Genomic DNA, 20,340 nt, shown 5'->3' on the forward strand with positions numbered 1-20,340 from the left:
CCATTCAACACAGCACACCATGTCGCGTCCACGACGAGCGTCTGCGAGGAGGGGACGTGACAGCTGAGTTCAAGGAGCTGCGGCTGGACGGGGTCGGGCGGCGGTTCTCCGGCAAGGACGCGCTCGCCGACCTCGACCTGACGATCCGGGCGGGCGAGTTCATCGCCCTGCTCGGGCCGTCGGGGTGCGGCAAGTCGACGGCGCTCAACTGCCTCGCCGGGCTGCTGCCGCTCACCTCGGGCAGCATCTGGCAGGACGACAGGCGGATCGACGTCCTGCCGCCCGAGAAGCGCGGGTTCGGGATGGTGTTCCAGAACTACGCCCTCTTCCCGCACATGTCGGTGCGCCGCAACATCGCTTTCGGGCTGCAGATGCGCCGCCTGCCGAAGGCGGAGGTCGCGCGCCGCACCGAGGAGGCGATCCGGCTCGTCCAGCTCGAGGAGCACGTCGCCAAGCTGCCCGGCCAGCTCTCGGGCGGGCAGCAGCAGCGGGTGGCGATCGCCCGGGCCGTCGTGCTGGAGCCGTCGCTGGTGCTGATGGACGAGCCCCTGTCCAACCTGGACGCCAAGCTGCGGCTGGAGATGCGCACCGAGATCCGCAGGCTCCACCAGTCGCTCGGGCTCACCACCGTCTACGTCACGCACGACCAGGAGGAGGCGCTGTCGCTGGCCGACCGGCTCGTCGTGTTGCGGGCGGGCCGGGTGCAGCAGGTCGGCACGCCCGAGGAGCTGCACGCCCGGCCGGCCAACTGGCACGTCGCCGACTTCATGGGTTTCCGCAACATGATCGAGATGACGGCGGTGCGGGCATCCGGGGACGAGGTGGTGCTCGAGGGTGAGGGCATGCGGCTCGTGGGCACCGCGATGTCGCCGGTCGAGGCCGGCGCGGAGGTCGTCGCGGCCGTGCGGCCGGAGGACGTGCGCGTGGTCGCGGCTGACGCGGAGAACCGGATCGCCGCCACCGTCGACGTGGTCGAGTACCAGGGCCGCGAGCTGGCGGTCGAGGCGCGCACCGACACCGGCCGCGCCCTCCACCTGCGCACCGACCAGCGCCTCGCCCCGGACGACGCGGTGACGCTGGGCGTGTCCCCGGATCGATTGCTGGTGTATCCGAGGGAGGCCGCGGAACCGGCCCCGCCGGAACTGGCGGAGGCGACGCGATGAGGCCGCCGCACTGCCCGAACCGCAGCAAGGTGGCTTTGCTCCGGTTCGACCGGAGTAAAGCCACCTTGCTGCAGACGGAGCCGGGGGGTGGCCTGTGACCGCCACCCTCGAGCGCGGCGAGCGCGCCGCGCAGGCGCCTGCCTTGCGGCACCGGCTCGCCGAGCGCGGGGTGGACCGGCAGCTGTGGCTGCTCGCCCCGGCCGTGCTGTTCGTCGTCCTGCTGTTCCTCTACCCGTTCCTCTACGGGCTGCAGCTCTCGTTCGCGCCGGAGGAGGGCGGGCCGCTCGCGAGTTACGCGGCGTTCTTCTCCGACCCGTACCAGCGCGGCACGATCTGGATCACGCTCGGGCTCTCGCTGCCGGCGGCCCTGCTCAACGTGCTGGCGTCGGTGCCGATCGCGTACCGGATGCGGGGGCGTTTCCGCGGCAAGCGGCTGCTCACCACCGTGCTCGTCGTGCCGATCACGCTGGGCACCGTGCTCACCGCACAGGGCCTGCTCAACTTCCTCGGGCCGGCCGGCTGGTTCAACAAGGTCTTCACGGGCCTCGGCGCGGACGAGCCGGCGCGGCTGGTCGGCAACTACTGGGGCGTGTTCTTCTCGCTGGTGATCACCGGGTTCCCGTTCGCGTTCCTGCTGATCCTGTCCTACCTGTCCGGCATCGACCCGACGCTGGAGCGGGCGGCGGCCACCCTCGGCGCCGACTGGAAGGCCCGCTTCCGCCACATCACGCTGCCGCTGCTCGCACCGGGGCTGGCCACCACCTTCTGCCTGGCGTTCGTGCTGGCGTTCAGCGTGTTCCCGTCGGCCGTGCTGGTCGGCAACCCGGCGGGCGAGACCCGTGTGCTCGCGCTCGCCGCGTACCAGGCCGCCTACGAGCAGTACGACTACTCGCTCGCCTCGGCGATCGCGATGGTGATGGGGGCGGTGGAGCTGATCGTCATCGCCGTGGTGCTGCTGTGGCGGTCGCGGCTCTACACCGGCACGACGGGAGGGAAGGGCTGATGGCCACCGTCGTTCCCGCGCGGCGCCGGATCGTCGCGAGCCCCGGGGCCTGGCTCATATGGGGTGTCGTCGCGTTCTTCCTGGTCAACCTGGCAGGCGTGGTCGGGTCGGTGCTGGTCAGCTCGTTCGGCACGCAGTGGTTCGGCACCTGGCTGCCGGAGGGCTTCACGACGAGCTGGTACGCCAGGGCGTGGCAGGAGTTCCACCTCTTCGACGTCGTCCTCGTCACGCTCCAGATCTCGCTGCTGGTCGTGGCGATCTCGGTGCTGATCGGGGTGCCCGCCTCCTACGTGCTGGCCCGGCGCTCCTTCCCCGGCAAGAACCTCGTGTACTTCGCGTTCCTGCTGCCGATCCTCATGCCGCCGATCACCTACGGCATCCCGCTCGCCACCGTGCTCTACAAGTACGGGTTCGCCGGGAACATGTCCGGTGTGGTGCTGGCGAACCTGGTGCCGTCGGTGCCGTTCGTGATCCTCACGATGACCCCGTTCATCGAGCAGATCAACCCGAGCATCGAGTCGGCGGCCCGGATGTGCGGTGCGGGCATGCGGGCGCTGTTCCTGCGTGTGCTCGGCCCCCTGCTCGTCCCGGGGATCCTGGCGGCGTCGATCCTGGTACTGGTCCGGACGGTCGGGATGTTCGAGCTGACGTTCCTGACGGCCGGCCCCGACTCCCAGACCCTGGTGGTGGCGCTGTACTACTCGATGTCGGCGGCCGGGATCAGGGCCCAGCAGTCGGTGGACGCCATGGCCGTGATCTACACGAGCACGATGCTCGTCCTCCTGGTGATCGCCCTGCGCTACGTGAACCCGACGCAGCTGGTGGCGAGGGTGAAGGAGGCGCCGGAGCCCTGAACGTGCGGTGTCGCGGAACGCAGGTCTGCTTGACGCGGATCGCATGGCCACCGAGCGCGGATCGCAGATCATACGGTCGCGGATTGCAGGATAGGAGACCGCGAATCGCAGAGCGGGCTGCTATCCTGAGGACGTGTACCGGCACCGTTCACTGATCGGGCCCCTCCGCGAGGCACTGGCCGACACCCCGGTCGTCGTGGTTGCCGGTCCGCGGCAGGCAGGCAAGAGCACCCTTGCCGAGCACGTCGTCGCCGATGCCGAGGGGGCCTGGCTCACCCTCGACGACGCGGCCGTTCTCGACGCCGCGCGCAAGGATCCCGTCGGGTTCATCAGCGGGCGAAGCGGGCTGGTCGGCATCGACGAGGCCCAGCGCGTACCGGAGCTGTTGCTCGCGGTGAAGGCGGAGGTCGACCGGGAGCGGCGGGCGGGCCGGTTCCTGCTCACCGGCTCCACCCGCCTTCTCGGCGCTCCCAAGCTCGCCGACTCCCTGGCCGGACGGATGGAAGCGCTCACGCTGTGGCCGTTCACCCAGGCAGAGCTCGATGACGGTGGACGGGTGGTGCCGGGCCTGATCGACCGAGCTTTCAGCGATGAGCTCGCCGGGGTGCGCCCGCCTGCCGTGACGAAGTCCGAGGTGCTGGAGCGGGCGACGGCAGGCGGCTTCATCCCGGCCCTGGAGCGAACCGGTCGACGGCGCACTGCGTGGTACGACAGCTACGTCGAGGGCGTCATCGACCGTGAGGTACGCACCGTCACGGACGCTACGTACCTGCGGGAGCTACCGAGGCTCCTGCGGCTGTGCGCGGCCCGGACGTCGGGTGAGCTCAACATCGCCGACCTGGCGCGCGACATCGGGCTGTCCCGTCCCACCACCGACAGCTACCTTGCGCACCTCGAAGGTGTCTTCCTCGTTCAAACCATCCCCGCGTGGTCCACCAACCTGACTTCGCGGGTCGTGCACCGGCCCAAGGTGACGGTCACGGACACCGGTCTCGCCGCGCGGCTGCTCGGCGGCCGCCTCCGTGCTGATGCGGAGCTCGCAGGGCGTCTTGTCGAGACGTTCGTCGTGGGCGAGTTGCGAGCCCAGGCCGAGTGGTCGTCCACCCGACCGAGCCTCTTCCACTTTCGAGACCGCGATGGCGCAGAGGTCGATCTCGTTCTGGAGTCCGGCGACGGTCGGGTGGTCGGAATCGAGGTCAAGGCCGGTGCCACCATCCGAGCGGACGACCTTCGTGGACTACGTCTTCTGGAACAGCGCATGGGCGGAGACTTCGCGGCAGGCCTGGTGCTGTGCACAGCGCCGGCGCCCAGCCATCTGGGCGGCCGTCAATGGATCATGCCTATTTCGGCACTATGGAGCCACAACGCTGGCTGAAGGGCCCCCAGAACAGCGCTATGGCTCCATAGTGCTGCGGAGCTCGGCTGCTACGGCGGCAATTGTGGGGTTGCCTCTGCTGCCTCTTCTGGTTATCAACGAGACCTTGCGGGTCAGTGGAGGGGTCGTCACCTCGCGTAGCTGGACGTCGGCCGACAGGGCCTCCGTGGCCAGCCTCGGGAGCAGCGCCACCCCGAGGCCGGCGGCCACCAGCGCGACGATCACCGTGTAGTCGTCGCTCGAGTAGTCGACGGTGGGCTCGAAGCCCGCAAGGCCGCACGCCCGGTCCAGCACGGCACGCAGGGCGGTGTCGCTGTGCGGGGCGATCCAGGCGTCGTCGCGCAGCATCGCGAGCGACACCTGCTCCGGTGCCTCGCGCCCGGCGGGGAGGGCCACGAGCAATGGCTCGGTGAACAGCGCGTCGACGTCGACGCCGGGGTCGGCCACGCGCGGGAGGAGCGAGTACTCGTAGACGAGCGCGAGGTCGATCCGGCCGGAGCGGACCGCCGCCACCGCCTCGTCGGTCTCCAGCTCGGAGAGGATCACCCGCAGGTCCGGGTGCTCGGCGCGGCAGCGCGCGATCGCGGCCGGGACGAACGCCGCCGCCGCGGTGGGGAACGCTGCGAGCCGCGCCGTGCCGCTCACCGAACCGGCGAGGCCCGCGAGCGCCGCCTCGGCGGCCTCCAGTGCGGCCAGCACAAGTCCCGCGTGCTCGACGAGCACGCGGGCGGCCGCGGTGAGCGCCACCCGCCGGCCCTCGCGCACCAGCAGCGGCATGCACACCTCGCGCTCGAGCAGGGCGAGCTGCTGCGACACCCCCGACGGCGTGTAGCCGCACGCCTCCGCGGTGGCGGCGATCGTCCCCCGGCCCGCGAGCTCCCGCAGCAGCCGCAGGCGGCGTGGTTCCAACATGAAGTGATGCTACCGATCATCGGAACAAACCTTCACTTGTTGTGAACGCCGCACCGGCCGCACCCTGCACTTGTGACGATCACGGCTCCACTGGTGACCCCGCCGCAGGACCCCGAGCGGCGGGCCCGCACCACCTCGCTGCGCGCCGCGATGGCGGCCCGCGGGCTCGTCGCCGTCGCGCTGACGAGCCCGGAGAACGTCTACTACCTGTTGGGCCTCGACCACCTCGGCTACTTCGCCTTCACGATGCTGGTGCTGCCGGCCGAGGGTGACCCGGTGCTCGTGACGCGGGAGATGGAGCGCGCGACGGTGCTGGCCCAGGTGCCCGACGTCCGGCACGTCACGTTCGCCGACGGCGAGGACCCCGCGGACGCGGCGGTCCGCGCGCTCGCGCACCTCGTGCCGGGCGGCGGGACCGTGGGCGTCGAGGGCCGCGGGTCGTTCCTGCCCCCCGCCGTGCTCGACGGGCTGCGGGCCGCGCTGCCTGGGCTGGCATGGACGGACTGCACCGGCCTCCTCGCGTCGGCCCGGGCCGTGCAGTCGGCGACCGAGACGGGGTGGGCGCGGCGGGCGGCGGGGGTGTCCGACGCCGCGATGCGTGCGGGGATCGCCGCCGCGCGGCCGGACGCGGTCGAGCGCGCCGTGGCCGCGGCGACGTACCACGCGATGATCTCGGCCGGGGGCGAGTCGCCCGGCTTCGTCCCGCTGATCCGCCCCGTCGCGATGCTCGGGCAGGAGCACGTCACCTGGGGGGATCGGGAGCTGCGGCCCGGTCAGGGGCTGTTCCTGGAGCTGTCGGGCTGCGTGCGGCGCTACCACGCGCCGCTGTCGCGCACGGTCTACCCCGGGTACGCGCCAGCGGAGGCGGTGGAGGCCGCCGGGTCCGCGCTCGCCGGGCTCGCCGCCGCCCGCACGGCGCTGGGGCCGGGGGTCCGCACCGGCGACGTCTTCGCCGCCTGGCAGCGTGCGGTGGGCGGGATGCCGCGGCGGCACCACTGCGGCTACCTGGTCGGGATCGGTTACCCGCCGAGCTGGGTGGGCGGCCCGGAGGTGCTCGGCATCCGGCCCGGCGGCGACGTCGAGGTGCTCGCAGGGATGGTCTTCCACCTCATGTCGTGGGTCGAGCGGCCGGTCGGGCACGTCGTGTCCGACACGGCCCTCGTGACCGATCACGGGTGCGAGCTGCTGACGACGGTCGCGCGCGAGCTCACGGTGGTGGCCTGATGCGGATCACCGGCCTGCGCACCACCCCGGTCGCCGTCCCGTTCCGCAGCGACGAGATCTGGGCGTTCGGCCGGCGCCGCGGGCAGGTCAGCGTCCTGCTCGAGCTGGAGACCGACGAGGGCGTCGTCGGGATCGGCGAGGCGGCGACCTACCCGTCGGCCGACATCGTGCTCGCCGTGTTCGAGAGCCTGGAGCCGCTGGTCGTCGGCGCCGACCCGCTGCGCATCGAGCAGCTCGTCCGGCGCATCGACGTGGTCGGCACGTGGCACCACGTCGGCGCGAGCAGCCCGGCGATCGCCGCGGTGGAGATGGCGTGCTGGGACATCGCGGGCAAGGTCTGCGGGCAGCCGCTGGTGAACCTCTTCGGCGGCCGGTTCCGCGACAGCGTCGAGTTCTTCTGGTACGTGGCCCGGGCCGACCCCGACGAGGTCGCCGAGGAGGGCCGCCGGGCCACGAAGGCCGGGTTCTCCACCTGCTACCTCAAGGTCGGCGCCGACGACCCGCGCCGGGACGTCGAGCGCGTCGCCGCCCTGCGCGACGGGGCCGGGCCGGGGGCGCGGATCCGGGTGGACGCCAACGAGGCGTGGTCGCCGGGCTCGGCCGTGCGGGTGATCCGGGAGCTCGCCCGCTACGACCTCGAGCTCGTCGAGCAGCCGGTCTCCGGGCGCAACCTCGACGAGATGGCCTACGTCCGCCGGCGGATCGACGTGCCGCTGCTCGCCAACGAGGCGTCCTGGACCCGGCACGCCCAGCTCGCCGTGATCCGCGCCGGGGCCGCCGACGTGATCTCGGTGGACAACCAGATGGACGGCGGTCTCGCGAACCTGCGCCGCTCCGCAGGGATGTGCGAGACGGCCGGGCTGCCGGTCGTCAAGCACAGCCTCGGCGAGCTGGGCGTGGCCCTCGCCGCGGCCGTGCACGCGCTCGCGGCCACGCCGAACGCCCGACCCGCGCACCAGGCCTACGGTGCCCTGCTCACCGACGACGTCGTCGCGGGGTTCGGCGGCGCGGCCACGAACTACACCGGCGGCCGGCTCACCGTGCCGTCCGGACCGGGGCTGGGCGTCGCGCTGGACCGCGACCGGGTGGAACGCTACGCGGAGCTGTACCGGCGCGAGGGCGCGGGCTTCGGCTTCCACGACCGGGAGGGCATCCACGCCGCGGCGGCGTTGCCGAAGTTCTGATGCGCGCTCGCACACCAACATGCGCGCTCGCACACCAACTGCAGTTGGTGTGCCAGCGCCGAAGTTGGTGTGTGACGGCCGTCTCGACCTGCGCACCTGCGTAGTCTCCCTGATCCGCCGCCGGGCCTGGCCCGGAAGCCTTGTCGCCATGACGAACGCACCGACGGCCCCCTCGACGCCGGCCCGGCTCGCCGCCGCCACCCCGCTCGACCGCGACCGGTACGCCGACCTGCTCCGGCTGTTCTCGATCGGCATGGTCGTGCTCGGGCACTGGGTGGTCGCCCTGCTCACGGTGCACGGCGCGGGCTCGGTCGGCACCTCGATGCCGCTCCAGCTGTCGACCTGGGTGTGGCAGGTGATGGCGCTGTTCTTCTTCGTCGGCGGGTTCGCGCACGCCCGGGCGCTGCGCCACCGGCCGAGCACCGGTCGGTTCGTCCGGGCGCGGGCGTCGCGGCTGCTGCCGCCTGCCCTGGTCATGCTGGCGGTCTGGACGCCGCTGGCGATGCTGATGCAGGTCACCGGGCTCACCACCGGCGAGTTCGCCGTCGGCCTGCAGCTGATCACGGTGCCGCTGTGGTTCCTCGGTGTGTACCTGGTGATCGTGCTGGCGGCGCCGGCGATGATGCGGCTGCACCTGCGGTTCGGGCTGTGGCCGGTCGTGGGAACGCTCGCGGTCGCCGTCGCGGCCGTCGACGCCCTCGCGCTGAGCACCGGCACACCGCTGGTCGGTTTCGCGAACTACGTGTTCGTCTGGCTGGCGGTGCACCAGCTGGGCTACGGCTACGCGGACGGGACGCTGCAGCGCGGCGGTCGCCGCCTGGCGGGTCGGCTCGCCTGCGGCGGGCTGGCCGGCGCGGCGCTGCTGGTCTTCGGCACCTCGGCGTACCCGGTGCTGATGGTCGGGCTGCCCGGCAACGACGCGTCGAACTCGGCGCCGCCCAACCTCGCGCTGCTGGCGCAGAGCCTCTTCCTGGTCGGCACCGCGCTGCTGCTGCGCCGGGCGGGCACCGCGCTGATGGATCGGCCGGGGGCGTGGTTCGTGGTGGCCACGGGCAACTCGGTGATCATGACGGTGTTCTGCTGGCACCTCACCGCCTGCTACCTGGTGCAGGGCGTGCTGCTGGTGGCCGGGGCGCGGCTGCCGGCCGCCGACACCCCGCTGTGGTTCGCGGGGCTGGCGGGCTGGCTGATCGCGTGCTCGGCGGCCTGCGTCGGCATCGTCGCGCTGTTCCGCCGGTTCGAGCGCCCGCCGGCGGCGCTGGTGCGCGGCTCGGTCGGGACGCCGGCTGTGGTCGCCGGCACGCTCGCCTCGGCGGTTGGCCTGTTCGTGGTGTCGAAGGTCGGGCTCGACGGGCTCGTGACCGGGCAGGGCTTCCCCGGCGCCGCGGCGCTGCCGCTCGTCATGGTCGTTGCCGGTGTGCTCGCCCTCCGCCGCACCCGGTGAGCGCGGCCGGGAGGGTGCGGGCCGCCTCCGCCAGGCTCGGGCCGTACCAGGTCAGGAGGCGGCCGCTGACCAGGGCCGCCGGCACGCCGGGGAAGGCCTCCGGGCCGTCGTCGGCGGTGAAGAGGTACGGCTCGTCGGGCAGCACCACGAGGTCGTGGGCGGGCAGGCGGTCCGGGTCGATCCGCGGGTAGCGCTCCTCGGCGTCGGCGAGCACGTTGTCGACGCCGAGGCGGGCGAGCACCGCGCCGGTGAACGTGTCGCGCCCCACCGCCATCCACGGCCGGCGCCAGATCGGCACGACCGCGCGGCGCCGCACGGCCGGCTCGGGCAGCGCCCGCCATGCCGCCTCGGCCTCGTCCAGCCAGCCCGGCCGGTCGAGGCCGCACGCGGCCACCATCCGGGCCAGGGAGCCGAACGCGCCGTCGAGCGTGCGGACGTCGGTGACCCACACGGCGAGGCCGGCGGCCCGCAGCGCGTCGAGATCGCCCGCCCGGTTCTCCTCCTGGTTGGCGACGACGAGGTCGGGCGCGAGCGCGACGATCGCGTCGACGTCCGGGTTCTTCGTGCCGCGCACCCGCGCGACGTCGAGGTCGGGCGGGTGGGTGCACCAGTCGGTGGCCCCGACGAGGAGCCCGGGCGCGGTGGCCGCGACGGCCTCGGTGAGCGAGGGCACGATCGAGACGACCCGCTCCACCCGAGGGGGGAGCGGGACGTCGAGTCCGAGGTCGTCGTGCATCGGGAAACCGTAGGCGTTCAGAACTCGCTCGCGAAGGTGCACGCCCGGTCGGCCTTGGGCGCGCTCAGCCCGGCCTTGACCAGCGACGGGAAGCACAGCTGCTGCACGGCGAACTCCTCGCTCGCCCCCTTGTTGCACGCGTCGACGACCTTCGGGCCGACGAGGACGCCCTCGCGGCGCAGGTAGTCGACGCAGTGCAGCTGGTCGGCGGAGGCCGGGGCGGCGGTGGCGAGGGGGATCGTCACGGCCGCCACGACCACGCCCAGTGCGGCGACGACGCTGCGCGCTCGGATGCGGATGGACCGGCGGGTCGTTGCGAACATGGGAGCAACGGTCGCAGGGCCGCACCCGGCGCCTGTAGTGCCGGGAATCACCGGCGGATGTGTCAGGTGTAGGGCACGGCGATGACAACCGTCACCGCGCCATGGCGAGCAGCGCCGGCCCGGAGCGGCGCAGGAAGTCGCGGAACACGCGCACGGCCGGGCCCGCCGGCCGGTCGGCCACCCAGACGAGCCCGACCGTGCGGCTGGTCCGCGGCTCGGTGACAGGCAGCTCGACCACCCCCGGCGTGACGTGCGACGAGGGGGCGAGCAGCGCCACCCCGAGCCCGGCACCGACGAGGCCGCGCAGCGTCTCGCCGTCCTCTCCCTCGAACGCCATCCGCGGGACGAAGCCGGCCTCCCGGCACCACGCCTCGGTGAGGCTGCGCAGCCCGAACCCCGGCCGGTAGCCCACGAACTGGGCACCGGCCGCGGCCGCGAGCGGTATCCCGTCCCGGTAGGTCGCGGCGAGCGGGTGGTCGGGCGGCACCACGAGCCGCAGCTCCTGCTCGTACATCGGCGCGCTCACGAGCGTGGGGTCGGTGGGCAGCGGCGAGATGACGCACACGTCCAGCTCGCCGGCCCGCAGCCGCTCCATGATCGCGTCGTTGCCGCCCTGCGCCAGGTCGAACCGCACGTCGGGGTGTGTTCGGCGGAACTCGCGCAGCATCCGTGGCACCGCCTCCGCGCCGAACGTGTGGAGGAAGCCGAGTGCCACCCGGCCGCGCACCGCGTCGGCGTCGGTGACGATCTCGCGGGCCGCGGCGTCGAGCTCGGCCACGGCCCGCTCGGTGTGCTTCAGCAGCGTGCGGCCCGCGCGGGTGAGCCGCACGGCGCGGCCGGCGCGGACGAACAGCGCCACCCCCAGGTCGTGTTCGAGGCGGGCGATACCGCGGCTGAGCGTGCTCTGGGGCACTCCGATCGCGTCGGCGGCCTGGGTCATGTGCTCGGTGCGGGCGACGGCGGTGAACTGCCGCAGCCGGGGTGCCAGGGCGGCCAGTAGCTCGGACTCATCCACTTCCTCATCGTATGGCGCGCAGAGATGCATTGGACGCATCGAAGGGCGGCTGCCTACGGTGATCGGCGATGACGACGACCGTGCCGGCGGCCACCGGCCACGAGCGGGGCACGCGCGCCTACCGGCGCCTCGGTGCCGCGATGTGGTGTGCGGGCCTGGCGACGTTCGTGCTGGTCTACTGCGTGCAGGCGCTCCTGCCGATCCTCGCGGCCGAGTTCGACGTGTCCTCGTCGGTGGCGAGCCTCGCGCTGTCGGCCACCACCGGGACGCTCGCGCTCGCGATCGTCCCGCTCTCCGCCGTGGCCGAGTCGTGGGGCCGGACCCGGGTGATGACGACCGCCCTCGCGGCGTCCGCCGTGCTGGGCGTGCTCGCCCCGCTCGCGCCGACGTTCGGCGCGCTCGTCGCGGTGCGGGCACTGCAGGGCGTCGCGCTCGCCGCCCTGCCCGCACTGGCGATGGCGCACGTGACGCGCGAGGTCGCGCCGCGCTGGCTCGGCGGTGCGCTGGGCCTGCTCATCGCGGGCAACACGATCGGCGGCCTGTCCGGGCGGATCATCTCCGGGGCCGTCGCCGACCTGGCCGGCTGGCGCCTCGCACTGGCCGTGATCGGCGGTCTCTCGCTGCTCTGCACGGTGGCGTTCCGGCTGCTGCTGCCGCCGGAGGCGGCCCCGGCGGCGCCGCGCGTACGCCTGCGGGAGCTGGGTGGACCGCTGCGCGCGCAGCTGGCCGATCCGGGCCTGCGATGCCTCTTCGGCATCTCGTTCCTGCTGATGGGCGCGTTCGTCACCGTGTACAACTACCTGGGCTTCCGGCTGCTGCTGCCGCCGTTCGGGCTGCCGTCGGCACTGGTCGGGCTGGTCTTCCTCGGCTACCTCGCGGGCACGTGGGCGTCCACGGCGGCGGGCCGCCTCGGTGACCGGTGGGGCCGGCGTCGCGTGCTCTGGGCCACGGTGCTCGTCGCCGTGGCCGGGGCCTGGGTGATGCTGCCCGACCTGCTGCCCACGGTGCTGGCGGGGCTGCTGGTGCTGACCGTCGGCTTCTTCGCCGCCCACTCGGTGGCCAGCGGCTGGGTGGGCAGGCGCGCCTCGACGCTGCCCGCCGGCTCGCCGGCCGTGGCGGCTTCGCTGTACCTGTTCGGCTACTACCTGGGCAACAGCGTGGGCGGCGCGGTGGGCGGGGTGGCGTACGACCACGGCGGCTGGCTGGGCGTGGTGCTGTACGTGACGGTGCTGCTGGCGGGGGCCCTGACCCTGTCGCTGCTGCTCCGCCGGCTGCCGCCCGAATGAGCCGTGGCTACCGGGACACCACCTCGTCGCGGGACAGGGAGATGCGCGGGGCGAGGGCGCCGGAGCCGGCCGTGATGAGCGCGATGACCACCAGCAGGAGCGCCGCCGACCAGGACCGGCCGTCGCTGACGGTCAGCAGCGCCGTGGCGAGCAGCGGGACGAACCCGCTCACCACGCCCGCGACGTTGGACGAGAGCGCCACCCCGCTGTAGCGCAGCCGCGCCGGGAAGAGGTCGGTGAGCAGCGCCCCGGACACCGCGTACGGGATCGAGAGGCAGGCGACGGCGAGCGTCACGCCGATGATCACGAGCGCCGGGTGGGTGGTGTCGATCATCCAGAACGTGGGGAACGCGACCAGCGCCGAGACGACCCCGCCGATCAGCGTGATGTGCCCCGCCCCGAAGCGTTCCGCCAACCGCCCGCCCACGACGAGCACGACGATCTCGACGGCGGCCGCGACGAGCGTGGCGGTGAGCAGCAGCGACCGCGGCATGCCGAGGCTCGCCGTGCCGTAGCTGATCACGAACGTGGTGATCAGGTAGAAGCCGCCGATCCCGAGGAACGCGGACCCGGCGCCCACCATCAGCTGCGGGAACGCGTTGCGGAACACCTGGGTGACGGGGGAGCTCGCGACCTCGTCCTCTTTCAGCAGCTGCTCGAAGAGCGGCGACTCCTCGACCCGCCGCCGGATCCACAGCGCGATGTAGAGCAGCGGGAACGCCAGCAGGAACGGCAACCTCCAGCCCCAGGAGTCGAAGCTCTCCGCAGGCAACAGCGAGACCAGCAGGAACGCGCCGGACGACAGCAGCGTGCCGATCGGCGAGCCGATCTGCGGCATCGCGGCGTAGCGGCCGCGGCGCTCCTTCGGGGCGTGCTCGACGGCGAGCGTGACCGCGCCGCCCCACTCCCCGCCGACGGCGACGCCCTGCAGCAGCCGCAGGAGCGTGAGCAGCACCGGCGCGGCGACGCCGATGGAGAAGTAGGTGGGCAGGAGCCCGATGGCGCCGGTGACGAACCCGATCATGGTGACGGTGACGAGCAGGCACTTGCGGCGGCCGATCCGGTCGCCGAGGTGGCCGAACAGCACGGCGCCGAGCGGGCGCGCGAGGAACCCGACCGCGAACGATGCGAACGCGCCTGCGGTCGCGACGATCACGTCGTCGCTCGCGAAGTACAGCCGGTTGAACACCAGCGATGCGGCGGTGCCGAAGAGGAAGAAGTCGTACCACTCCAGCGCGGTGCCCACGAACGCGCCGAACGCGACCTTGCGCGCCTCGGCTTCGGTGACGGTGACGGCCATGTCATCCCTCCTGGTCGAGCTTCTCGGCGCCGTGGACGCAGCGCCCTCCGACGAACGTCGCGACGACGCCGACGTCGCCGATCCGTTCCGGATCGACCGTCGTGACGTCGTCGGTGAGCAGCACGAAGTCGGCGAGCTTGCCCGGGGTGAGGCTCCCGCGCTCCCGTTCCTCGCCGGCGACCCAGGCCGTGTCGAGGGTGTACGCGCGCAGCGCGGTGGTGGCGTCGACGCGCTCCTCCGGGCCGATCACGGCGCCGGACGCGGTGCGGCGCAGCACCATCGACCGCATGCCCAGCAGCGGCGCCCCGGCCGCGACCGGGCGGTCGGAGCTGCCCGGCACCTGCAGCCCGGCGTGCAGGAAGCTCGCGTGCCGGTACAGCCCGGCGGCCCGGTCCGGCCCGACCGCCGCGGCCATCGTGTCGCCGATCTCGTGCAGGAACCGCGGCTGCGGCACCGGCGTGACGCCCAGCTCCGCCATGCGCGCGACCTGCTCGGGCGAGGTGACGGCGGCGTGCTCGATGCGCGGCCGGGCGTCCGGGCGCGGGTGCGCGCGCTGCATCTCGGCGAAGGCGTCGAGGGCCAGGTCGATCGCGCGGTCGCCGATCGCGTGCGCCGCGATCCGCCAGCCTGCCGCGTGGGCGCCGAGGATGCGGGAGCGCATGAGCGCGGGGTCGTCCTGGAAGTAGCCGTGCGAGTGCCGGTCGCAGAAGTTCTCGTGCATCGCCGCGGTGCGGGCGACGAGCGAACCGTCGAGGAAGATCTTCATCGGCCCGACGCGCAGCCGGTCGTCGCCGAAGCCGGTGCGGATACCGAGGTCCAGCCCGATCCCGTCCGGGTCGGTCGCGTGCCCGGCCACCGGGTGCAGCACGTCGGCGACCGGCATCAGCTGTACGCGCACGGTGAGCACGCCGGTGTCACGGGCCCGCTGGTAGGCGGCGAGCTCGCGCGGGGAGCGGCCGACCCAGCCGCCGCCGATGCCGCACTCGGTGACGTGGGTGAGCCCCTCCGTCGCGTACACGGCGGACGCGTTGCCGATCGCGCGGGCGAGGTCGTCGGTGGCGTAGGGGACGAGCAGCGCGCCCACCAGGTTCTGCGCCTGCTCCTCGAGGGTGCCCGTCGGGTCGCCGGACCCGTCGCGCACCACGACCCCGCCCTCGGGCACGACCGCGGTGCCGTCGAGCACGCCGATGCGGTCGAGCACGGGGCTGTTCACCGTGGTCACGTGGCCGGACCGGTGCTTGAGCACCACCGGTCGCCCGCCGGCGACCCGGTCCAGCCCCCGGCGGTGCGGGTGCCCGCCGATCGCGGTGTCGTCGTAGCCGGCGCCGACCACGAACGCGTCCGGGCCGAGGGTGGCCGCGCGCTCCGCGACGCGGTCGTAGAGGGTCGCGAGGTCGGACAGGCCCGTGAGGTCGACCTCGTCGAGCGACGAGCCGAACCACGCCATGTGGTTGTGCGCGTCGCCGAACCCGGGCACGAGCGCGGCGCCCTGCGCGTCGATCTCGGTCCTCCCGCGCAGGCCGTCGGCGTCGAGGGCGAGAACCCGGCCGTGGTGCACGGCGAGCGTGCGGGCGCGCGGCCGCGCGTCGTCCACCGTGACGACGGCGGCGTTGCGGACGAGCAGGTCGATCTCCATTCCTCACCCCAGGTGGTGGAGCCGCGTGAGCGGGAGCGTGGCGGACCGGTGCAGCGGGACCTCGCGGCCGTCGACGCGCACCGGGATCGGCTCGGGCGCCACCTCGACCTGCGGGGTGGCGGTGTTGTGGAGCATGTCGGCGCAGGTGAGCCCGCGGCTGTCGGCGACGGTGGAGTAGGTGCGCCCGGCCGGGAGCGCCGCGGTGTCGGCCTGCCCGGACACGAACACGTGGGCCAGCCGGGCGGGTGCGGCGCCGTGCCCGCCGTAGAACGCGCGCATCCGCCGCGGCTGCGTGAGCCGGGTGGAGCCGGAGCCCGAGCCGGCCGCGCCCCAGGCCACGAACCCGGACTTGATCACCAGCTCGGGCTGGGCGCCGAACCAGGCCGGGTTCCACAGCACGATGTCGGCGAGCCGGCCCGGCCGCAGCGAGCCGACGTGCGCCGCCATCCCGTGCGCCACGGCGGCGTTGTGCGTGAGCTTGGCCAGGTAGCGCAGCACGCGCGCGTTGTTCGCGACATCGGGGCCGGTCTCCCCGGCGAGCTCTGCCTGCACCGACGCGAGCTGCCACGTGCGGCGCGCGGTCTCCGCGATGCGGCCCATGCCGAGCGCGTCGGAGTTGACGATGCTGATCGCGCCCTGGTCGTGCAGCCGGTTCTCGGCCGAGATCGCGTGCTCGCGGATCCGGCTCGCGGCGATCGCGGCGTCGCTCGGCACGTGCGCGTGACCGCGGTGCACGGTGAGCGTCATCGGGTGCAGCTCCGCCACCGTGGACGGCGTGAGCGGCAGCGTCGGCGTCGTCGAGCTGGTCAGGACGTTGGGCCGGGAGACGATCGAGAGCAGGTCGGGGTGCCCGCCACCGCCCTCCACGTGGTAGGCGTGCACGGTGCGGCCGCCGACCGCGTCGAGGGTGTCGGCGAGGTAGCCGGACTCGTTCAGCGTGTCGGTGTGCAGGGCCACCGGCAGGTCGGCGGCCTCGGCCACGCCCAGGCAGGTGTCGATCACGTCCGGGGTGGCGCCCCAGTCCTCGTGCACCTTGAACCCGCCGCAGCCCGCCAGCACCGCCTCCTCCAGCAGCGCCGCCGAGGTGGACGACCCGCGCGCGAGGAACGCGGCGTTCACCGGCACGTCGGCCCAGCCCGCGATGAGCGAGTGCAGGTTGTGGCGGGGGTTCGCGCCGACGTCCCACACCCCGCCGATGCCCATCCCGACGATCGTCGTGACCCCCGCGGAGAGCGCGGCGGCGGCGAGGTCGGCGTTGGACAGGTGCACGTGCGAGTCGACGATGCCGGGCGTCGCGAGCATGCCCTCGCCGGTGATCATCGCGGTGTGCGCGTCGACCTCGAGGTCCACGCCGTCGAGGACGTCCGGGTTGCCGGCGCGCCCGACGCCCACGACCCGGCCGTCCTTGATCCCGATGTTCGTCTTGCGGATCCCGAGCACCGGGTCGAGCAGCACGACGCCGAGCACGATCATGTCCAGCGCCGACGACCGGTCGGCCGCGCTCTCCACGAGCGCACCGTGCCGCGCGGTCTTGCCGCAGCCGCCGAGCACCTCCTCGCCGGGTTCGGTGTCGTCGGCCTCCACCTCGACCCACAGCCCGGTGTCGGCGAGCCGGATCCGGTCGCCGGTGGTGGGGCCGTAGCGGCGCGCGTAGTCGGCGCGGTCGATCGCGGTCATGCCGTGCCCCCGATCCGCACGACGGCGACCTCCCGCTCGGCGCCGGGTTCCACCCGCAGCGCCGTGCCCGCCGGGACGTCGAGCCGGTAGCGGCCCTCCGGTGGGAGCGCGACTCGCAACGCGGGGTTGAGCCGGTCCAGCGGCACGTGCGAGGAGACCCAGATCGGCAGGTGCCCGGTGTTGCGCAGCACGGCGGTGGCCCGCTCCCGGCCGGGGGCGAGCTCGACGTCCCCGGCGGCCACGCGCACCGCGCCCGGACCGTCGGCGGGCGGCGGCCCGAACGGCGCGTCCACGTGCACCAGCACCGAGCCGTGCGGGAACAGCGCCTCCACCTGCAGGGCGGGCACCGCCGCCGGGACCCCGTCGACGAGCCGGCCGGGCCCGATCAGCTCGCGAGCCCTCGCGACGACCTCCTCGTAGGGCAGGCCGTCCCAGGCGAGCTCGCAGATCTCGTCGCAGACGAGCGCCACGGCCTCGGGCGCACCCAGGAGGGCGCCCCGGGCGAGGCGGCGCCGGGCGAGGTCGGCACCTGCGGCGAGCAGCAGTCGCTCGTGTTCGCGGGGAGTCAGGTGCATCGCCCCTCCGGGGTCGGCATCGGGACAGCATGGTGCCCGCTCCTGCGGCGGGAAAGCCGAATGCCCCACCAGATCCGCCCCGCAAACTGTGCAGATGCACAATCTTGTCGATCGTATGACTCAATCAATCGGATGAGTGATAACCTGGCGGCGTGACCCGGATCCTGATCAGTGGTGCCGGCATCGGTGGGTTGGCGCTCGCGCAGGCGCTGCGTCGGGGCGGCCTGGACGTGGCGGTGTACGAGCGGGATCCGTCGCCGCAGCCCCGCAACCAGGGCTACCGCATCCACATCGACGGCGACGGCAACGCCGCTCTGGCCGCGTGCCTGCCGCCGGAGGTCCTCCGGCTGGTGCGGCGGACGAGCGGCGTCAGCGGCGACCTGGTGGCGGGCTACACCGACCAGCTGGAACAGGTGATGGCGCAGACGTTCCCGATCGCCGGCGACGACCGGATCACCTGCGTCGACCGCTACACGTTCCGGCAGGGCCTGCTCACCGGGATGGCCGGCGCCGTCCACTTCGGCCGGACGGTGACCGGCTACGAGGTCCTGTCGTCGGGGCGGGTGCGCGTGCACTTCGCCGAGGGCGGCACCGCCGAGGGGGATGTCCTGGTCGGCGCGGACGGCATCGGTTCGGCGGTGCGCCGCCGCCTGCTCCCGCACGCCACGGTGCGCGACCTCGGGATCCGCTGCCTGTACGGGCGGATGGCGCTCGGCCCGGACACCGACCCGCTGGTGCCGGCCGACCTCGACCGCGGCTTCTCCTGGGTGGCGGACCGCACGGGCTACGGCGCCGGGTTCGCGCCGCTCCGGTTCCGCACCCCGCCGGGGAACGGCGCGTCCGACTACCTCATGACGGTCCTGACGGCCACCCCCGAACGCCTCGGCGTGCCGGACGAGAAGCTTCACCGGATGGCACCGGAGGAGATCTGGGGCCTGACCGTCGAGGCCACCGCCGCCTGGCACCCCGCGGTCCGGGGGCTCTTCGCGCACGCGGACCCCGCCACGTTCTTCCCGATCACGATCCGGGCCGGTGAGCGCGTCGACCCGTGGGAGCCCGGCCCGGTCACGCTGCTCGGCGACGCGATCCACACCATGCCGCCCACCGGTGGGGTGGGCGCGAACACCGCGCTGCGGGATGCGCAGACCCTCGCCGAGGAGCTGCTCGGGGGCGGGTCGCCCGTCGAGGCGGTGGCGGCGTACGAGCGGGTGATGCTCCCGCGCGGCTTCGAGGTGGTCGACAGCTCGCTGCAGATGGCCGCGCAGTTCTTCGGGACGCGCACCTGACGCGGCCCTGCGGCCCACTTCACACACCCAACACCGGCTTCACATAAGGCCGGCCTTATGTGAAGCCGGTCCGGGGTGTGTGAAGTCTCCGCCACCAAGGCCCGCGCGATCGCCGCGCACCTGCTCGAGGCGGCCGAGGTCGACACGCAGACCGGGCGCGTCGAGATCCGCCGCCACGTGGCCGTGGACGACTGCGGCCCGATCGTCAACCCGGCGATCGTCGAGGGCCAGCCGCACGGCGGCATCGCCCAGGGCGTGGCGCAGGCGCTCTACGAGGAGGCCGTCTACGACGCCGAGGGCAACCCGAGGACCGGCACGCTCGCCGAGTACCACCTCCCGAGCGCGGTGGACCTGCCGAGCTTCACCCTCGACCAGACCGTCACCCCGTCCCCGACCAACCCGATGGGGGTGAAGGGGATCGGCGAGTCGGGCACGATCGGCTCGTCACCCGCCGTGGTGAACGCGGTGATCGACGCCGTCGCCCACCTCGGGGTCACGCACCTCGACATGCCGGTCACCCCGGAGAAGGTCTGGCGGGCGATCGGGGGTGCGCGCAAGACTGCCGGGACGACCACGAAATGAACGGAGGGCCGGGCATGGTGGCGATCAACTGCGACATGGGCGAGGCCTTCGGCATCTACCGGTGCGGTGACGACGAGGGGCTGATGCCCTGGATCACCCTCGCCAACGTGGCCTGCGGCTTCCACGCATCCGATCCACGGGTGATGCGGCGGACGGTCGCGCTGGCCAAGGAGCGCGGCGTGCGGGTGGGCGCCCACCCGTCGCTGCCCGACCGCGAGGGCTTCGGGCGCCGCGAGATGAAGATGGACCGCGACGAGCTCACCGCGGCCGTGATCTACCAGGTCGGGGCGCTCGCCGGCTTCCTGCGCGAGCAGGGCATGGAGCTGAACCACATCAAGCCGCACGGTTCGCTGTACGGGATGGCCGCCCGGGACGAGGAGGTCGCCGCGGCCGTCGCCGACGCGGCCGCCGTGTTCGGCGTGCCGCTGATGGGCATGTCGGGCACGGTGCACGAACGGGTCTGGGGGCCGAGCCCCGGCGGGTTCCTGTCCGAGTACTACGCCGACCTCGACTACCGCCCGGACGGGTCGCTGATCATCACCCGGGAGCACGCCGCGTTCGACCCGGGGTCGTCGGCGCGGAAGGCGGTGCGCGCGGTCACCGACGGCGTCGCCACCGCCGTCGACGGCACCGAGATCCCGGTGCGCGCCGACTGCGTCTGCGTGCACTCCGACACCCCCAACGCCGTCGACCTCGCGAAGGCGGTCCACGAAGCCCTGCGTCCCCACCTCAACTGAGCCGTGAGTGGATACGAGTGCTCCAGCG

At 73.4% G+C, this 20,340-nt stretch carries 18 protein-coding genes and 1 pseudogene; 11 read left to right on the forward strand and 8 right to left on the reverse strand.

From position 1 onward, the window contains the following. Positions 1-56 precede the first annotated feature (56 nt). The 4 genes from ACU436_RS17300 to ACU436_RS17315 all read left to right on the forward strand — a co-directional run bounded on the left by ACU436_RS17300 (position 57) and on the right by ACU436_RS17315 (position 4,395). The gene (locus ACU436_RS17300; protein WP_459026431.1) at positions 57-1,163 is read left to right on the forward strand and encodes an ABC transporter ATP-binding protein; all 1,107 of its coding nucleotides are present in this window, start codon (positions 57-59) and stop codon (positions 1,161-1,163) included. A 94-nt stretch (positions 1,164-1,257) separates the two neighbouring features. Next, a complete protein-coding gene (locus ACU436_RS17305; protein ID WP_459026433.1) occupies positions 1,258-2,166 on the forward strand; it encodes an ABC transporter permease in 909 nt (302 codons plus the stop codon). Continuing rightward, the gene (locus ACU436_RS17310) at positions 2,166-3,020 is read left to right on the forward strand and encodes an ABC transporter permease (RefSeq protein WP_459026435.1); all 855 of its coding nucleotides are present in this window, start codon (positions 2,166-2,168) and stop codon (positions 3,018-3,020) included. Before ACU436_RS17305 ends, ACU436_RS17310 begins: the two co-directional genes overlap by 1 nt. 133 nt (positions 3,021-3,153) lie before the next feature. Next, entirely contained in the window at positions 3,154-4,395 is a 1,242-nt protein-coding gene (locus tag ACU436_RS17315) for an ATP-binding protein (RefSeq protein WP_459026437.1), read from the forward strand. Positions 4,396-4,413: 18 nt separating this feature from the next. Here ACU436_RS17315 and ACU436_RS17320 read toward each other — a convergent pair whose 3' ends face one another. After that, the gene (locus ACU436_RS17320; protein ID WP_459026439.1) at positions 4,414-5,307 is read right to left on the reverse strand and encodes a LysR family transcriptional regulator; all 894 of its coding nucleotides are present in this window, start codon (positions 5,305-5,307) and stop codon (positions 4,414-4,416) included. A gap of 72 nt (positions 5,308-5,379) precedes the next feature. On the opposite strand from ACU436_RS17320, the gene ACU436_RS17325 reads away from it, so the two are divergent. The 3 genes from ACU436_RS17325 to ACU436_RS17335 all read left to right on the forward strand — a co-directional run bounded on the left by ACU436_RS17325 (position 5,380) and on the right by ACU436_RS17335 (position 9,159). After that, the gene (locus ACU436_RS17325; protein ID WP_459026441.1) at positions 5,380-6,531 is read left to right on the forward strand and encodes a M24 family metallopeptidase; all 1,152 of its coding nucleotides are present in this window, start codon (positions 5,380-5,382) and stop codon (positions 6,529-6,531) included. Continuing rightward, positions 6,531-7,715 (forward strand): mandelate racemase/muconate lactonizing enzyme family protein, encoded by a 1,185-nt coding sequence (locus tag ACU436_RS17330; protein WP_459026443.1) that lies wholly within the window; start codon positions 6,531-6,533, stop codon positions 7,713-7,715. The genes ACU436_RS17325 and ACU436_RS17330 overlap by 1 nt, the downstream gene beginning before the upstream one ends. A 148-nt stretch (positions 7,716-7,863) precedes the next feature. Next, positions 7,864-9,159: an acyltransferase family protein gene (locus tag ACU436_RS17335; RefSeq protein WP_459026445.1), complete on the forward strand. Its 1,296-nt coding sequence runs from the start codon at positions 7,864-7,866 to the stop codon at positions 9,157-9,159. Here the strand turns inward: ACU436_RS17335 and ACU436_RS17340 are convergent. The 3 genes from ACU436_RS17340 to ACU436_RS17350 all read right to left on the reverse strand — a co-directional run bounded on the left by ACU436_RS17340 (position 9,116) and on the right by ACU436_RS17350 (position 11,233). Beyond that, the gene (locus ACU436_RS17340) at positions 9,116-9,895 is read right to left on the reverse strand and encodes a helical backbone metal receptor (protein ID WP_459026447.1); all 780 of its coding nucleotides are present in this window, start codon (positions 9,893-9,895) and stop codon (positions 9,116-9,118) included. The two genes, ACU436_RS17335 and ACU436_RS17340, sit on opposite strands and share 44 nt — an antisense overlap. A 17-nt stretch (positions 9,896-9,912) precedes the next feature. Beyond that, positions 9,913-10,218: a hypothetical protein gene (locus ACU436_RS17345; protein WP_459026449.1), complete on the reverse strand. Its 306-nt coding sequence runs from the start codon at positions 10,216-10,218 to the stop codon at positions 9,913-9,915. A 91-nt stretch (positions 10,219-10,309) separates the two neighbouring features. After that, on the reverse strand, positions 10,310-11,233 hold the full coding sequence (locus ACU436_RS17350) for a LysR substrate-binding domain-containing protein (RefSeq protein WP_459026451.1): 924 nt from the start codon (positions 11,231-11,233) through the stop codon (positions 10,310-10,312). Between the two features lie 68 nt (positions 11,234-11,301). Here ACU436_RS17350 and ACU436_RS17355 point away from each other — a divergent pair, with 68 nt between their 5' ends. Beyond that, positions 11,302-12,519, forward strand: a complete 1,218-nt coding sequence (locus ACU436_RS17355; protein WP_459026453.1) for an MFS transporter — start codon at positions 11,302-11,304, stop codon at positions 12,517-12,519. A 7-nt stretch (positions 12,520-12,526) separates the two neighbouring features. Here the strand turns inward: ACU436_RS17355 and ACU436_RS17360 are convergent, their stop codons facing one another. Genes ACU436_RS17360 through ACU436_RS17375 form a run of 4 tightly spaced genes read right to left on the reverse strand, consistent with a single transcriptional unit; the run spans position 12,527 to position 17,707 of the window. Further along, the gene (locus tag ACU436_RS17360) at positions 12,527-13,819 is read right to left on the reverse strand and encodes an MFS transporter (RefSeq protein WP_459026455.1); all 1,293 of its coding nucleotides are present in this window, start codon (positions 13,817-13,819) and stop codon (positions 12,527-12,529) included. A gap of 1 nt (position 13,820) precedes the next feature. After that, positions 13,821-15,455, reverse strand: coding sequence for an amidohydrolase (locus ACU436_RS17365; RefSeq protein WP_459026456.1), 1,635 nt, complete (start codon positions 15,453-15,455; stop codon positions 13,821-13,823). Between the two features lie 3 nt (positions 15,456-15,458). Next, a complete protein-coding gene (locus ACU436_RS17370) occupies positions 15,459-17,132 on the reverse strand; it encodes an urease subunit alpha (RefSeq protein ID WP_459026458.1) in 1,674 nt (557 codons plus the stop codon). After that, on the reverse strand, positions 17,129-17,707 hold the full coding sequence (locus ACU436_RS17375; protein ID WP_459026460.1) for an urease subunit gamma: 579 nt from the start codon (positions 17,705-17,707) through the stop codon (positions 17,129-17,131). The genes ACU436_RS17370 and ACU436_RS17375 overlap by 4 nt, the downstream gene beginning before the upstream one ends. Positions 17,708-17,859: 152 nt before the next feature. Here ACU436_RS17375 and ACU436_RS17380 point away from each other — a divergent pair, with 152 nt between their 5' ends. From ACU436_RS17380 to pxpA, 3 genes and pseudogenes are all read left to right on the forward strand, one after another. After that, entirely contained in the window at positions 17,860-18,993 is a 1,134-nt protein-coding gene (locus ACU436_RS17380; protein ID WP_459026461.1) for an FAD-dependent oxidoreductase, read from the forward strand. A 129-nt stretch (positions 18,994-19,122) separates the two neighbouring features. Further along, a pseudogene (locus ACU436_RS17385) lies at positions 19,123-19,575 on the forward strand (xanthine dehydrogenase family protein molybdopterin-binding subunit); the annotation flags it as partial. Then, the gene (gene pxpA, locus ACU436_RS17390; RefSeq protein WP_459026463.1) at positions 19,572-20,312 is read left to right on the forward strand and encodes a 5-oxoprolinase subunit PxpA; all 741 of its coding nucleotides are present in this window, start codon (positions 19,572-19,574) and stop codon (positions 20,310-20,312) included. The pseudogene ACU436_RS17385 and the gene pxpA, both read left to right, overlap by 4 nt. Positions 20,313-20,340 lie beyond the last annotated feature (28 nt).

This window comes from Pseudonocardia wallangbongensis, from assembly GCF_054486945.1.

Coding starts and splice junctions, on each gene's coding strand:
- ACU436_RS17360 (WP_459026455.1), bottom strand. CDS start 13,819: ATGGCCGTCACCGTCACCGAAGCCGAGGCGCGCAAGGTCGCGTTCGGC.
- ACU436_RS17330 (WP_459026443.1), top strand. CDS start 6,531: ATGCGGATCACCGGCCTGCGCACCACCCCGGTCGCCGTCCCGTTCCGC.
- pxpA (WP_459026463.1), top strand. CDS start 19,572: ATGAACGGAGGGCCGGGCATGGTGGCGATCAACTGCGACATGGGCGAG.
- ACU436_RS17340 (WP_459026447.1), bottom strand. CDS start 9,895: ATGCACGACGACCTCGGACTCGACGTCCCGCTCCCCCCTCGGGTGGAG.
- ACU436_RS17345 (WP_459026449.1), bottom strand. CDS start 10,218: ATGTTCGCAACGACCCGCCGGTCCATCCGCATCCGAGCGCGCAGCGTC.
- ACU436_RS17370 (WP_459026458.1), bottom strand. CDS start 17,132: ATGACCGCGATCGACCGCGCCGACTACGCGCGCCGCTACGGCCCCACC.
- ACU436_RS17335 (WP_459026445.1), top strand. CDS start 7,864: ATGACGAACGCACCGACGGCCCCCTCGACGCCGGCCCGGCTCGCCGCC.
- ACU436_RS17355 (WP_459026453.1), top strand. CDS start 11,302: ATGACGACGACCGTGCCGGCGGCCACCGGCCACGAGCGGGGCACGCGC.
- ACU436_RS17375 (WP_459026460.1), bottom strand. CDS start 17,707: ATGCACCTGACTCCCCGCGAACACGAGCGACTGCTGCTCGCCGCAGGT.
- ACU436_RS17365 (WP_459026456.1), bottom strand. CDS start 15,455: ATGGAGATCGACCTGCTCGTCCGCAACGCCGCCGTCGTCACGGTGGAC.
- ACU436_RS17320 (WP_459026439.1), bottom strand. CDS start 5,307: ATGTTGGAACCACGCCGCCTGCGGCTGCTGCGGGAGCTCGCGGGCCGG.
- ACU436_RS17310 (WP_459026435.1), top strand. CDS start 2,166: ATGGCCACCGTCGTTCCCGCGCGGCGCCGGATCGTCGCGAGCCCCGGG.